Source organism: Rathayibacter sp. CAU 1779, from assembly GCF_054551755.1.
The window spans coordinates 1576011-1590381 of record NZ_JBTOLK010000001.1 but is presented as its reverse complement, the minus strand read 5'-3'; the positions used below and the strand labels follow the sequence as shown (position 1 = coordinate 1590381).

Genomic DNA, 14371 nt, shown 5'->3' with positions numbered 1-14371 from the left:
TGTCCCGAGGTCGCACGTCCCGAGGCGTGCCGCGCACGGAACGTGTCGACCATGGCCTACAGCTTCTCGATCGGGGCGATCTTGATGAGCAGCTTCTTCGCGCCTGCCTTGTCGAACTGCACGTGCGCGACCTTCTTCGCACCTTCGCCCGTGACGTTCACGACTCGGCCGTCGCCGAAGTCCACGTGACGGATGCGGTCCCCCACCTCCAGCGTCAGGTCGCCGTTGTCCCGCACCTGGGCCGTGACACGGTTGGGCCAGGCGTTGGCCGGCACGTCCGGCTTGGCTCCGAACGAGCCGCCGGCTCCGGTGAGCCCGCGGTCAGGACCGCGCGCCGGACGACGCGCGTTCAGCGCCCGCGACTGCGTGCCGCCGCGCGAGTTGGCGAATCCGGGCGACTGCCGCCAGTCGATGAGCTCGGCCGGGATCTCCTGCAGGTACCGGCTGGGCAGCGCGACGGCGACGTCGCCGAACTGGGCTCTGGTCATCGCCAGCGACAGGTACAACCGCTTGCGGGCGCGCGTGATGCCCACGTAGAAGAGGCGGCGCTCCTCGGCGGGACCGCCCGGCTCGTTCGCGGACATGCGGTGCGGCAGCAGCTCCTCCTCCACGCCGGTGATGAAAACGGCGTCGTACTCGAGGCCCTTCGCCGTGTGCAGCGTCATGAGGGAGACGGTTCCGCTCGCGTCGTCGATCTCGTCCGCCGCCGCTACCAGCGACACCTCGGTGAGGAACTCGACGAGCCCGCCTTCCGGATTGTTCCGCTCGAACTCCTTGGTGACGGCGACGAGCTCCTCGACGTTCTCGGCTCGTGCCTCGTTCTGCGGGTCACGGCTCGCGCGCAACGCCTCGACGAGCCCGGAGCCCTTGATGAGGTGCACGAGCACGTCGCTGACCTTGGCCTGACCGGCCGGGTTTCCGGGGTCGATCATCTCGGCGCCCGTGTCGAGCAGAGTCGCCAGATCGACGATCGCCTTCGTGACCTTGGGGCCTAGCCCCAAGGATGCCGCATCCCGCATCGCCTGGCGGAAGGTGAATCCGTTGGCCTCCGCGTATCCGGCGAGCTGGGTCTCTGTGGCGGGCCCGATGCCGCGCTTGGGCGTGTTGAGGATGCGACGCAGCGCCATCTCGTCCGCCGGATTCGCGACGGCGATGAGGTAGGCCATCGCATCCTTGATCTCGGCCCGCTCGTAGAACTTGGTGCCGCCCATGATGCGATACGGCAGCGCCGAGCGGATGAAGATCTCCTCCAGCGCACGCGTCTGCGAGTTCGTGCGGTAGAAGACTGCCATCTCGTTGTACGGCATGCCCGCGGCGTGCAGCTTCTCGATCTCGTCGGCGACGAACTGCGCCTCGTCGTGCCCGGAGTATCCGGTGTAGCCGATGATCTTCTCGCCGTCACCGCCGGAGGACCAGAGCTTCTTGTCCTTGCGATCGAAGTTGTTGGCGATCACCGAGTTGGCGGCAGAGAGGATGTTCTGCGTCGAGCGATAGTTCTGCTCCAGCAGCACCACCTTGGCGCCGGGGAAATCGCGCTCGAACTCCGAGATGTTGCGGATGTCCGCGCCTCGGAACGCGTAGATCGACTGGTCCGAGTCGCCGACGACGGTGAGGGATGCGCCCGGCACGCGACCCGTCCCGTCCACGAGCCCGCGCATGCTGAAGTCCTTGGCCTCGAGCTCGGCGACCTCCTCGGGCTCGATCGGCTTCGTCAACTCGTGGATCAGCTCGTACTGGGCGTGGTTCGTGTCCTGGTACTCGTCGACGAGGATGTGCCTGAACCGCCGCTGATACAGCGCGGCGATGTGCGGGAACGCGCGGAACAGGTAGACGGTCTGGCCGATGAGGTCGTCGAAGTCGAAGGCGTTCGCGCGCTCCAGGTCGCGGCTGTACTGCCGGAAGATCTCGAGGAACACCGCCTCTTTGGGATCGGAGCGGTTCGCCGTTCGCGCGAAGGACTCGACATCCGTCAGCTCGTTCTTGAGCTTGGAGATGCGGGCAGCAGCACTGCCGGGCGTGAAGCCGAAGGTGTCGGCCTCGAGCTCCTTGATGATGCGCTTGAGCAGCGCCTTCGAGTCGCCGGAGTCGTAGATGGTGAAGTTGCGGTTGTAGCCGAACTGCTCGGCCTCGCGGCGCAGGATGCGCACGCACGCGGAGTGGAACGTCGAGATCCACATGCCCTGCGCCGTCTCGCCGACGAGCGACTCGACACGCTCGCGCATCTCGGCCGCTGCCTTGTTCGTGAACGTGATGGCGAGGATCTGGCTCGGCCACGCCTCGCGATTGGCCAGGAGCCCGGCGATGCGGTGCGTGAGCACGCGCGTCTTGCCCGATCCGGCACCCGCAACGATGAGCAGAGCCGGTCCGCGGTATTCGACGGCCTCGCGCTGCTGCGGATTCAGGCCGTCGAGCAGAGAGTCACCGGTCGATCCGCTGCCGGGGCCGACGCCAGGACCGACGATGTTGGGACGGAACGAGCGGTCGTCGGCGCCCACGTCGACACCGTCGAGAATGATCGGAGCGGATGCCCGGAACGCTTCGGGGTCGCGCGTCGCGTCGTCGAGAACCGGGGAGTCGGGAGGCGTCGTCATGCTGCCTCAAGTCTAGGTGGAGCCGCCGACACGCGACCGGCGTCGGCCACCGCCGATGCGCCCGTGCTGTACGTTCCTGCGGCACGTGTCACCGACACGCCGCCCGTGGAGTGGGACACGCCGCGAAGCGGCGCGCAGTGCCGCAGGAGCGCACGGTCCGCGCGCGGCGGGACGGCATCCGTCAGCGCAAGAGGCGTCACGGCTGAGCACGGCTGCCGATGTCGGAGGCCCGCGGCATTCTGTCTCCATGAGCGAATCACCGACGATCGTGCTGGTTCCCGGGTTCTGGCTCGGCGGTTGGGCGTGGGATGCCGTCGCCGCCCGCCTGCGCGACCGCGGCTTTCCCGTGACCCAGGTGACGCTGCCCGGCCTCGAGTCCACGGACACACCCCGGGCCGCCATCACCCTCGCCGATCAGCTGGATGCCGTCACCGACGTCGTGCGCTCGGCGGGCTCCCCCGTCGTCCTGGTCGGCCACAGCGGTGCGGGTGAGATCGTGACCGGCGTCGCCGATCGGCTGCCCGCCGCGGTCGCCGCGCTGGTGTTCGTGGACAGCGGACCGTCGTACGACGGCACGGTCAATGCTCCGGATCTCGCCGAGGACATCGCCGAAGTGGCGCTGCCGTCGTGGGATGAGCTCACCGCAGCCGGGTCGAGCATCGACGGGCTGGACGAGGCGACGCTCCTCCGGTTCCGCGAACGGGCGGTACCGCAACCGGCCGGTCCGATGCGCGAAGCGCTGCGCCTGCACGACGAGCGCCGCCACGCGATCCCTGTCACTCTGGTGTGCTCGTCATTCCCTGCCGAGCAGGTGCGACAGCTCATCGCGGCCGGGCATCCTTGGTTCGCGGAACTGGCTCGGTACGGCTCCGTCGACCTCGTCGACGTCATCACCGGCCACTGGCCGATGTGGTCGAAGCCGGAGGAGACGGCCGAGGCGATCGCGGGCGCCGCGTCGGCCGCGGCCGGGCAAGGAGTCTGACACCCGATCGCCTGAGCGCGATCGCGTGAGCGCCTGGTCGTCCGAGCGCCTGGTCGTCCGAGCGCCTGGTCGTCCGAGCGCCTGCCTCGACTCATCGCGGCAGCGCGGCACCCCGCCGGTCCGGCCTACCCGGCCATCGACCCGACCGGCAGGCTGCGCAGCAGGTCGCGCGTGACATCCGCCAGTCGTCTGGCGTTCGACGGATCCAGCGTCTCGAGATCGAGCGGCACGGGTCTGCCCCGATCCACCGCCGTCAGAGGCGCGGCCGGCGGGTCGTCGATGAAGCGGTGGATGGGCGCGATGGAGTCAGCGATAGGACGAGCGGACACGCGTGCCAGCATCCGGATCGATGCCCGCAGCACGACCGGAAGAGGACTGAGGTCGCCGCTCCTGGTGAAGCCGGGGTGGTAGAGCACGGAGCGGATGCCGGTGCCCGGTCGGTCCGCGAGCGCGACGCCGAGAAGATCATTGGCGCGCCCCGCCTGGAGCTGGGCCGTGGCCATGCCGTAGCCGTGCTCGAGCTGCAGGTCATCCCAGTGGATCTCTCCCCTCGTCATCCCCACCCCCGCGACGTTCACGACGACGGGCGACTCGCTGCGCTCCAACTGCGGCGACAGACCGTGACCGAGCAGGTACCGGCTGAGGTAGTACAGCGCGAACGTCTGCTCGAGTCCCTCGGTCGTGACCGTCCGTTTCGGCGCCTGTCGGTTCGCGAACAGGGCCAGCGCATCGATCCGGTCATGGTGCGCCGTGATCTGGTCGATGGCGTCCTTGGTCGCCCTCACGCTGGAGAGGTCGACGACAACCGTGTGCAGCCGATCGCCTGCCCCGAACTCTGCCGCGTCTGTTTCGACTCGCTGCGCCTTTTCGGGACTGGATCCGAGCACGACCACGCTGTCGCCGCGTCGAAGGCGGGCGAGCGCGAGGGCTCGCCCCATGCCGTCCGTGCCGCCGCTGACGACGATGACGCGGGAACGAGCGGACGGATCGAGCGGATGGCTCGGCGAATCGGCCATGACGGACCTCCAGGTAGTAACTCTTTGTAAGCACTACCATCATCGGTAACTGCCCTCGGCCGCGAAAGGAGGCAGTTTCGTGCCCGATACGAACACCGCTGTTCCCTCGATGGTGGAGGCCGACCTGCCGCATCCGGTGCCCGCCGACGAATACGAGCAATGCCCCGTGACCGATGTGCTGCGCCGCATCGGGGACAAGTGGACGGTGCTGGTCATCGTGCTGCTGGGCAAGCGGCCGTACCGATTCAACGAGCTCCACCGCGGGATCGAGACCATCAGCCAGCGGATGCTCACCCGCACGCTGCGCGGTCTGGAGACGGACGGTCTGGTGCACCGCGACGTCTTCCCCACCAACCCGCCCAGTGTCGAGTACAGCCTCACGCCGCTCGGCAGGTCACTGCTCACGCCGTTGTCCGCCCTCGCCGACTGGGCCGTCGAACACCGCCAGGACATCGCCGCGTCGCGGGAGACGTCCGCTGGTTGAGGCCCCCTACAACGAGTCGCGCACGACCACCGCGAGGTCCGGATGGTCGGCGAACACGCCGTCCACGCCTGTCGACATGACGACCTCGAACTCGCGCTGCCAGTCGCCGAAATGCTCGGCAGCGCCCCCGCGGCGGAATCGCTTGGACAGGAACCGGTTCTCTGGACGCAGCGTCCACGTGTAGATCCCCAGGCCGACGCCGTGCGCGCGGTCGACGAGATCGGTCGTGCCGTCGCCCGCGGCATCCAACAGCAGCGTCTTGCTCACGCTGATGCCGTCGATGGCGGCGGCACCGGTGCCCGTGGCCAGCGCGTACAGGCCGGCGCCGTCGATCTCCTGCGCGTAGGTCCTGGCCGATGCGCCGTCCCGTTCCACGGCGTCGTACGGTGCCCCGGTCGCCTCGATGAGGTACACCGTCTTCGCCCGCACCGAGCGAGCCCGGACGCGCTCCAGCACGGTGCGCTCGAAGGACTCCACGACGAGCCGGCTCTGCTCGTCGCGCCAGCCGGAATCCCGCACAGCCGCAGCGAACAGTTCGTCGAGCGGCAGGCCGAGCCTGTCGAAGTACGTCGCGTGCTTGAGCTCGACGACGAGCCCGAGGGTGCGTCCCGCGCGCTCCGATTCGCGATCGACGAGGTCGAACAGCTGCGACAGCCGCATCACCGGATACTGACGGTCGAAGCTCGAGCTCGCCTGGCGCAGATCCGGAAGTCGCTCAACGGCCCGCAGCGTGGAGAGCTGCGTCCACGTGAAGTCCTCGGTGAACCATCCGGTGCGACGGATGCCGTCCACCGTCTTCGTCGTTCGCAGGTGTGCGAATTCGCTGCGGGACGCGACATCCGTCGTTGAGGAGATCTCGTTCTCGTGGCGCAGCACGAGCACGCCGTCCTTCGTCGCGACGACGTCGGGCTCCACCGCGTCGGCACCGAGCGCGAACGCCAGCTCATACGACGCTCTGGTGTGCTCCGGACGGTATCCGGGCGCCCCCCGATGGCCGATGATCAGGGGCGAACGCGCGGCGGACATGCCGGAGATCATAGTCACGGCGGCCGCCACGGTCATGAACACCTGCCAACGTGTGCGCCACTGACGCTGCGACATCGTTCAGCTGCGGTGCCTCACGTGCGACATCCGCTCCGCTGCGCAGCGGGTGTTCGCGGCCGGCGCACCGCGGCGCCCCATTCCCCAGCGGAAGCCCAGCCCCCGACGGGCGCTCACCCGGTAACGTTGGTTCATGGCCCTCTCCAACCCCGCGTTCTCGCGCAATCCGGCGTTCAAGCCGAACAACCCCGTGCCCGGCGCAGCCGTGGCCACCGAGACGGATGCTCTCGCCACGGCAGAGGGCATCCAGTCGCTGTACGAGGCACCGGCCGCCACCTCGGCCGACACCGGCCGTATGACGTACGAAGACACCATCGTGAAGACGGTGCTGTTGTTCGCCGTCATCCTCGCGGCCGCCGTCGTCGGCTGGTTCTTCCCGGTCCTCACGCTGCCCGGCGCGATCGTCGGCTTCGTGCTCGGCCTGGTCAACTCGTTCAAGCGCAAGCCGTCGCCAGCCCTGATCCTCACGTACGGTGCAGCGCAGGGCCTCTTCATCGGCGGCATCTCCGCCGTGTTCGAGAGTCTCTGGAACGGTGTCGTCATCCAGGCTGTGCTGGCCACGCTGGCGGTCTTCGCGGTGACGCTCATCCTGTTCGCGAACGGCAAGGTGCGCGCATCCGCTCGGGCCACGAAGGTCTTCCTCGTCGCGATGATCGGCTACCTGCTGTTCAGCGTCATCAACCTGGTCATCATGGCCTTCGGCGGTTTCGGGGCAGGCAGCGGTGGAGCGTTCGGCGCGCTGTCGATGCCCATCCCGTGGCTGTTCGGCATCCCGCTCGGCGTCATCATCGGCATCGTGGCCGTGCTGCTGGCGGCCTACTCGCTCGTGCTCGACTTCGACTTCATCCAGAACGGCGTGAAGAACCGCGCCCCGCGCGTCATGGGCTGGTACGGCGCGTTCGGCCTCGCCGTCACGCTGATCTGGCTCTACGTCGAGTTCCTGCGGCTGTTCGCCATCATCGCAGGCGGCGCCAGGAACTGACCCGCTTCGCACGGCGAACGCGACACGCCCGGGTTGCACGAATCGCGTCCGGTCGATAACCTCGATGAGTCCTGTCCGCCGTGTTGGGAAGTCCCTTGATCTGAATCGTCGCCTTCGCGCTCTGTCCACGCGCTGATCCGACGATCCTTCCCGCCGCGCCTCACCAGGCTCCGAGCACGCAGTGCTTCCGCATCTAGCCTCTGCACCTGGCTTCTGCCTCCGGCTCCGGCACCGGTCCTCCGACACTGTCGACGACCTCGTTGTTCAGCGCACCCCCAACATCCTCGGGAGTCGCTCATGTCAACACCACTTAGCTCATCGGTCGTGCTCGACCGTCTCACCTTCGCCTGGCCCGACGGATCCGTCGCCCTGGACTCGGTCTCCGGCGCCTTCGGCATCGGACGCACCGGCCTGGTCGGCCGCAACGGCTCCGGCAAGTCGACGCTTCTGCGCCTCATCGCCGGCGAACTGATCCCCACCTCAGGTTCCGTCTCCGCCACCGGCGACGTCGCCTACCTTCCGCAGCAGCTCACGCTCGACACGGATGCCAGGGTCGCCGCACTCCTCGGCGTCGCCGAGCAGCTCGACGCCGTGCGGGCGATCACCGCCGGCGACGTCGACCCCGCGCACTTCGACGCGGTCGGCGAAGACTGGGACGTCGAGGCGCGCGCGCAGGTCGCGCTCGCGGACGCCGGACTGGATCCGTCGTTCCTCGACCGCACCGTCGGCGAGCTCTCAGGAGGCGAGGCCGTGCTGGTCGCCGTGGCGGGCATCCGTCTTCGTCGCGCACCGATCACCCTGCTCGACGAGCCGACCAACAACCTCGATCGGGACGCGCGTGCGCGGCTGGGCGAGATGGTGCGCGGATGGCGCGGGACGCTGATCGTCGTCAGCCACGACGTCTCGCTGCTCGAACTCATGGACGACACCGCCGAGCTGTACGGCAGCGCGCTGAGCGTGTTCGGCGGTCCGTACTCCGAGTGGCGTGCCTGGCTGGACGCCGAGCAGGATGCCGCGCGACAGGCCGAGAAGGATGCCAAGCAGGTCTTCAAGAAGGAGAAGCGGCAGCGCATCGAGGCCGAGACGAAGCTCGCCACCAGGGCGCGCATGGCGAAGAAGGCCGAGGTCGAGAAGAGGGTGCCGAAGATCGTCGCGCACGGCCGCCGGATGGGGGCGGAGGTCTCCGCCGGCAAGCTCCGCACCGAGGTCGCCGGGAAGGAGGAGACGGCGAGGCAGGCCCTCGACGCTGCCGGCCATCGGGTACGTGACGACGCGTCGATGAAGATCGCACTGCCGGATCCCGGGCTGTCGTCCGCCAGGCGGATCGCGACACTCGAGGATGTCTCCCGGTCGTGGGCGATCCAGGGTCCGGAACGGGTCGCACTGATCGGTCGCAACGGCGTCGGCAAGACGACGCTGCTGCGGAAGCTGATCCCGGAGCATCCGGACACGGAGCTCTTCGACCTGCATCCGGACCTGCGCGCCCACGCCCATACCGACCGGATCGGCTACCTGTCGCAGCGGGTGGACGGACTGGATGACGCGGCATCCGTCGTGGAGAACGTCGCGGCGGCCGCACCGCACGTGCCGGAGAAGGAGTTGCGCAATCAACTCGCCAGGTTCCTCATCCGCGGCACGGCCATGGACCGGCCGGTCGGCGCCCTTTCCGGCGGGGAGCGCTTCCGCGTGGCATTGGCCACGCTGCTGCTCGCGGATCCCGCGCCGCACCTGGTGATCCTCGACGAGCCGACGAACAACCTCGACCTCGACACGGTCGGGCAGCTGGTGGATGCGCTGCGCGCCTACCGGGGCGCCGTTGTCGTCGTGAGCCACGACGACGCGTTCCTCGGGCAGCTGGGGCTCGATCTCACGCTGGAGCTGGATGCCGACGGCCGGCTGACCGAGGTCGGCTGACCCAGGCCTCGGCGAGCAACCCTCTTGTTGCCGAGCCACCCCCGAATTCGTGTCGATTCGGGGGTGGCTCGCTACTTATGGGGTGGCTCGCGGCGACGGCCGCCTTGATCACTCCCACTCGATGGTGGCCGGGGGCTTCGACGTCACGTCGAGGACCACCCGGTTCACACCCTCCACCTCGTTGGTGATCCGGTTCGAGATGCGCGCGAGCACCTCGTACGGCAGGCGGGTCCAGTCCGCGGTCATCGCGTCCTCACTCGAGACGGGACGCAGCACGATCGGATGCCCGTACGTGCGTCCGTCGCCCTGCACGCCCACCGAGCGCACGTCCGCGAGCAGGACGACCGGGCACTGCCAGATCTCGCCGTCGAGGCCGGCGGCGGTCAGCTCGCGGCGGGCGATGGCATCCGCTTTGCGCAGCAGTTCGAGCCGATCGCGCGTCACCTCGCCGATGATGCGGATGCCCAGCCCGGGCCCAGGGAACGGCTGACGGGAGACGATCACCTCCGGCAGGCCCAGCTCGCGGCCGACCGCGCGCACCTCGTCCTTGAACAGGGTGCGCAGCGGCTCGACGAGCTCGAACTGCAGGTCCTCGGGAAGCCCGCCAACATTGTGGTGGCTCTTGATGTTCGCGGTTCCGGTTCCGCCGCCGGACTCCACGACATCCGGATAGAGCGTGCCCTGCACGAGGAACTTGATCGGGTCGCCGGACTCGGCTGCCTCGGCGGCGAGTTCCGCCTGGGCTCGCTCGAAGGTTCGGATGAACTCGCGGCCGATGATCTTGCGCTTCTCCTCGGGATCCGTCACGCCGGCCAGAGCGTCGAGGAAGACATCCGACGCATCGATGGTGACGAGGCGCACGCCGGTCGAAGCGACGTAATCCGTCTCGACCTGCTCACGTTCGTCCTGGCGCAGCAGGCCGTGGTCGACGAACACGCACGTGAGCTGGTCGCCGACGGCCTTGTGCACGAGCGCGGCCGCGACGGCGGAGTCGACACCGCCGGAGAGACCGCAGATGACGCGTCCCGTTCCGACCTGCGCGCGGATCGCTGCAACCTGCTGCTCGATGACGTTCTCGCTGTTCCAGTCGGCAGGGATACCCGCCGCCCGGTGCAGGAAGTTCTCCAGCACGGCCTGTCCGTACGCGGAGTGCTTGACCTCCGGATGCCACTGCACGCCGTACAGACGACGCTCGTCGTTCGCGAACGCGGCGACGGGCGTGGAGTCCGTCGACGCGAGCACCTCGAATCCGTCCGGCGCCTTCGTCACGGAGTCGCCGTGGCTCATCCACGCCGTCTGGTCGGCCGGTTGGCCGTCGAGCAGCGTTCCGGCGTCCGTGACGCGCACGTCGGTGGATCCGTACTCGCGTGCTCCGGTCTTCGACACCTCGCCGCCGAGTGCCGTCGCCATCACCTGGAACCCGTAGCAGATGCCGAGCGTCGGCACGCCGAGCTCGAAGATCGCCGGGTCGAAGCTCGGAGCGCCCTCTTCGTACACGCTCGACGGCCCGCCGGAGAGCACGATGCCGGCAGGCTGCTTCGCCTCGACCTCGGCCGCCGTGATGGTGTGCGGCACGATCTCGGAGTACACGGACGCCTCGCGCACCCGCCGAGCGATCAGCTGCGCATACTGCGCCCCGAAGTCGACCACGAGAACCGGATGCTCGCCCGCGTTCCCGGCTGCGTTCAGGGCTGCATTCTCGGCTGCGTTCTCGGCCGTGTTCACGGCTGTGTTCACGTTAATGGGATGCCTCCACCTTGGGCTCGGATGCCGACGGGACGGGATTCTCGGCGAGGAAACGCTTCACCTGCTTGGTGATGAAGTGCTCGACGATGAACGACATGAACGGCACGACGCCGCCCAGCGCGATCTGCACGAACTTCGTGAACGACATGCGCATGAGCGACCACAGCCTGAAGTCGGCGATCAGGTAGAGCACGTACAGCCATCCGTGCGCGATCAAGATGGCCGTCGACACGTCGAAGCCCGCCTGCCCCGTGTTCGCCGGGTCGTAGGCGACGAGGGCGATGGCCGGCTTGCCTGGTGCAAAGGCATACACGGAGTACCCGACGCCGTACTTCAGGATCATCTCCGCGACGAGGAGCAGCAGCATGACACCGGTGATGTACGCGGTGACTCGGTAGAACGTCAGCGCGCCGGGGATCTTCGGGATGTCGACCGCCCGGGGACGGGCCGAGTTCGCCGAGCGCAACTGCTCGATGGTGCGGTGGAGCAGGCTGCCGCCGTCCGTGTTCTGAGGGGGGTTCGGCATGGGATCCAGTTTAGTTCTGCTCGGTGTCGGTTCTGCTGGTGGCCGGCTCGCCCACCGGGTCGCCACGCCACGCGGCCAGCTCCGCCTCATAGGCGGTCTCGGCGTCTTCGCGCTGCTTCTCCCAGGCATCCTTCACGACGCGGTACCAGAGGAAGATCGCGAAGCCGGCGAAGATGGCCCACTCGGCCGCGTAGAAGATGTTCAACCAGTTGACGGTGGCCTGCTCGACGGGCGGCGGCGAGTAGATCGCGGTCAGTCCGGCGGGCGGCGTGCCGTGCTCCACGAGGTAGGAGCTGTAGATGTCGGAGTCGCCGATGCCGTGCCACGTGTTCACCAGGGCCGCCACCGCCATGTCCTTCATGACGAAGGGGTCGGTGTTCTCCTTCGGCGCCTCCGGCGCTTCGGACGGCAGCAGCCGACCGGTGAGCATGACGGTCGTCGTCGGCTGGTCGCGCAGCTGCGCGATCGCGGCCTTCGCCTTCTGCTCCGTCGGCGCCCAGCCACGGGCGACCGCGAGCTGCGCGGTCTTGCCGTGCGCGTCATCCGCTGTCGGTGTGAACCTGGCGATCACCCAGTAGCCCGCCGCGCCGTCGTTGAGGCGGCCGGTGAGCATTCCGTAGTCCGTCGCCGCGAACGTGCCGCGTGCCGTCACGAGCTGTCCGACGCCTGCCGTCGTGGGCGGCGAGTTCACGGTGGCGATCTCGTTCAGCGGCTTGACCGTCTCGGTCGGATGCTCCACCACGTGACCCGACTCCACCGCGCGTTCCAGCTGCCATTGGCCGAGCCACGCGAACGCGCCGGCGATGACGAGGGCCAGCAGGAGCGCTGCCACCCACTTGGGCCGCACCATGGTGCGCGGCAGGGACTCGATCCTCGGCGGCGCGGGTCTCGCCGCTGGGGGGTTGTTGCCGGAGATGTCAGTTCTGCTTTCGTCTGTCATCGGCGTCCGTCTGACGCATCGCCTGTTCGACGATACGGTCGATCGTCGCCTTGCTGGGTTCGCCAGTGCGCACGTCTGTGCCATCGGCATCCCCGCCGTCGGACTCGCCGCCCTCGTCGTCGAGTTGACCGCTGGTCACCGCGTCGACGAGCGCGGCCTCTTCGTCGAGAACGGGGTTGCGCTCCTTCGTCACCGCGCGTCGACGCGGCTTGATGAGTGCAGCACCGATCCTCTCAGAGTTGGCTGTGAGCACCGGTCCGAGGATGGCCATGATGAGCACGTAGAGACCGGCGAACGGTTCCAGCTTCTCGTTGAGACCGGCCGCGAGCGAGAGCGTCGCGAGGATCAGCGTGAACTCGCCGCGGTTCATCAGCACCGCGGCGATGTTGACGCCGTCTCGGGCATCGAGCCGGTTGAAGAGCGCGATCAGCTGTCCGGAGACCACGTTGAGCACCACCGTGAGCAGGATGGCGATCACCACGATCCACGCCACGCTGCCGAACTCCGCGATGTTCAGGGCGAGTCCGAAGTTCAGGAAGAAGAACGCCGCGAACACGTCGCGCAGCGGTATCGAGATGCGCTCGATCTTGCCGGAGAAGCGGGTCGCACCCAGCACGAGGCCGATGAGGAACGCGCCGATGGCATCCGTCACTCCGATGAGCTCGCCGATGCCGGCGAAGAGCACTGCCAGGCCGAAGAACAGAATGGTGAACAGCTCGTCGTCACGAGTGCGGAAGAACCGCGAGAGGAATCGCCCTCCGTATCTGGCCACCGTGAACATGACGACGAGGAATGCTGCGGCGATCCCCAGTTGCAGCACCACCGGCCAGAACTCCGTCTGGCCGCTGAGCACGACCGAGACGATCGCGAGGTAGACGGCGATGAAGACGTCACCGATCACGGTGGCGCCGAGGATGGCCGGGGTCTCGTTGTTCGCGAGACGTCCGAGCTCGATGAGCATCTTGGTGATGATGGCACTCGACGAGGTGCCAACCATGCCGGCGATGATGAGCGCTTCGCGGGTGCCCCAGCCGACGAACTCGCCGAACAGGAAGCCGATGCCCATGTTGAGCACGATGTACGTGCCGCCGGAGATGAGCAGTCGGCCCGCGTTGCCGAAGAACTCGTCCTGATCGAACTCGAGGCCGAGGTTGAACAGCAGCAGGATCAGGCCGAACACGGCGATCAGGCCGATGTCACCCGAGTTGAAGTTCAGCGGGAAGAAGCCGGTGTTCGGGCTCGCGAGCAGACCGACGACCATGTAGATCGGGATGGCGGGCAGCCCGATGAGCTTGCCGAGACGGCCGAGCACATAGGCGATCACGAAGAGTGCGCCCAGCACCATGAGGTCGGTGGCGACGGAGTCCGTCGCGTGAGATGCGGCGGCCACAGCCGCGTGCGGCGCAGTGAGTCGAGCGGCGATGTCGTCGCCGGGGGCGGAAAGGAAAGCGGGCACGACGGCGACGGTCACGTCACACTCCGGGCGGAGCGTCGGCGAGGGCTGGCTTGGCCACCTCTCCGGTGCGGAAGTACGTGAACGCCTTGGCGACCTTCTCGGGAGATCCCGCGACGACCAGAGTGTCGCCGGGGAAGACCTTGAAGTCGGCGGCGGGTGCCGGGTTGGTCGAGTCGCCGCGCACCACGGCCACGACGGTGAGGCCGACCATGCCGACCTCCGCCGGTGAGCCGAGGCGCTGGCCGGCGATGTAGTCCTCGTAGTCCACGGTGAACCAGTCGATCGAGAGCCCCGGGATCTGATCCAGCGCCGTCAGCGACTCCGTGATCTGCGTTCCACCGAGCAGCTCGGCGAGGGTGTGCGCCTCGTCCTCGTTGAGACGAAGAGACACCTTCGTCACATTGGCCGTGTCTTCGTTGTCGGAGAACGTGATAAGGTCTGAATGCCCGGAGCGGTGAGCTATCACGCCGACTTTGCCGCCGTCGTCCGTGATGAATGTGTGCAGCACACCGACCCCGGGAAGCTTCACCCGTCGAACGTCAACCATCGTGTGGACTCCCGTGCATCTGCGTCATTCCAGTCTAGTCAGCGCTCCGCGACCCGCCGCCCGGCGGGCCTCCGCCCTGGGTGAAC

General features: G+C 68.0%; 12 protein-coding genes. 4 read left to right on the top strand and 8 right to left on the bottom strand.

The genetic code is table 11. From position 1 onward, the window contains the following. Positions 1–56: 56 nt before the first annotated feature. Positions 57–2591 (bottom strand): ATP-dependent helicase, encoded by a 2535-nt coding sequence (locus tag ACX9R5_RS07255; RefSeq protein ID WP_459408312.1) that lies wholly within the window; start codon positions 2589–2591, stop codon positions 57–59. Positions 2592–2838: 247 nt separating this feature from the next. Between ACX9R5_RS07255 and ACX9R5_RS07250 the strand changes: the two genes are divergently transcribed. Beyond that, on the top strand, positions 2839–3573 hold the full coding sequence (locus ACX9R5_RS07250; protein ID WP_459408311.1) for an alpha/beta fold hydrolase: 735 nt from the start codon (positions 2839–2841) through the stop codon (positions 3571–3573). Between the two features lie 125 nt (positions 3574–3698). Here ACX9R5_RS07250 and ACX9R5_RS07245 read toward each other — a convergent pair whose 3' ends face one another. Beyond that, a complete protein-coding gene (locus ACX9R5_RS07245) occupies positions 3699–4589 on the bottom strand; it encodes an SDR family NAD(P)-dependent oxidoreductase (protein WP_459408310.1) in 891 nt (296 codons plus the stop codon). A gap of 79 nt (positions 4590–4668) precedes the next feature. Here ACX9R5_RS07245 and ACX9R5_RS07240 point away from each other — a divergent pair, with 79 nt between their 5' ends. Then, positions 4669–5073: a winged helix-turn-helix transcriptional regulator gene (locus ACX9R5_RS07240; protein WP_459408309.1), complete on the top strand. Its 405-nt coding sequence runs from the start codon at positions 4669–4671 to the stop codon at positions 5071–5073. A 6-nt stretch (positions 5074–5079) separates the two neighbouring features. On the opposite strand, the gene ACX9R5_RS07235 is transcribed toward ACX9R5_RS07240, so the two are convergent. Beyond that, the gene (locus tag ACX9R5_RS07235) at positions 5080–6099 is read right to left on the bottom strand and encodes a glycerophosphodiester phosphodiesterase family protein (protein WP_459408308.1); all 1020 of its coding nucleotides are present in this window, start codon (positions 6097–6099) and stop codon (positions 5080–5082) included. 208 nt (positions 6100–6307) lie between these two features. Here ACX9R5_RS07235 and ACX9R5_RS07230 point away from each other — a divergent pair, with 208 nt between their 5' ends. After that, a complete protein-coding gene (locus ACX9R5_RS07230; protein ID WP_459408307.1) occupies positions 6308–7156 on the top strand; it encodes a Bax inhibitor-1/YccA family protein in 849 nt (282 codons plus the stop codon). 297 nt (positions 7157–7453) lie between these two features. Further along, positions 7454–9070, top strand: coding sequence for an ABC-F family ATP-binding cassette domain-containing protein (locus ACX9R5_RS07225; protein WP_459408306.1), 1617 nt, complete (start codon positions 7454–7456; stop codon positions 9068–9070). A 108-nt stretch (positions 9071–9178) separates the two neighbouring features. Here the strand turns inward: ACX9R5_RS07225 and guaA are convergent, their stop codons facing one another. From guaA to ACX9R5_RS07200, 5 genes are all read right to left on the bottom strand, one after another. Continuing rightward, a complete protein-coding gene (gene guaA / locus ACX9R5_RS07220; protein WP_459409049.1) occupies positions 9179–10759 on the bottom strand; it encodes a glutamine-hydrolyzing GMP synthase in 1581 nt (526 codons plus the stop codon). Between the two features lie 49 nt (positions 10760–10808). Beyond that, entirely contained in the window at positions 10809–11342 is a 534-nt protein-coding gene (locus ACX9R5_RS07215) for a DUF3817 domain-containing protein (RefSeq protein ID WP_459408305.1), read from the bottom strand. Positions 11343–11352: 10 nt separating this feature from the next. Further along, positions 11353–12192, bottom strand: coding sequence for an SURF1 family protein (locus tag ACX9R5_RS07210; RefSeq protein WP_459408304.1), 840 nt, complete (start codon positions 12190–12192; stop codon positions 11353–11355). A 67-nt stretch (positions 12193–12259) separates the two neighbouring features. Beyond that, positions 12260–13753 carry a cation:proton antiporter gene (locus ACX9R5_RS07205; RefSeq protein ID WP_459408303.1) on the bottom strand — a complete coding sequence of 498 codons (1494 nt, stop codon included), beginning with the start codon at positions 13751–13753 and terminating at the stop codon, positions 12260–12262. Position 13754: 1 nt separating this feature from the next. Beyond that, positions 13755–14285, bottom strand: coding sequence for a cation:proton antiporter regulatory subunit (locus ACX9R5_RS07200; protein WP_170024891.1), 531 nt, complete (start codon positions 14283–14285; stop codon positions 13755–13757). Between the last annotated feature and the right edge of the window lie 86 nt (positions 14286–14371).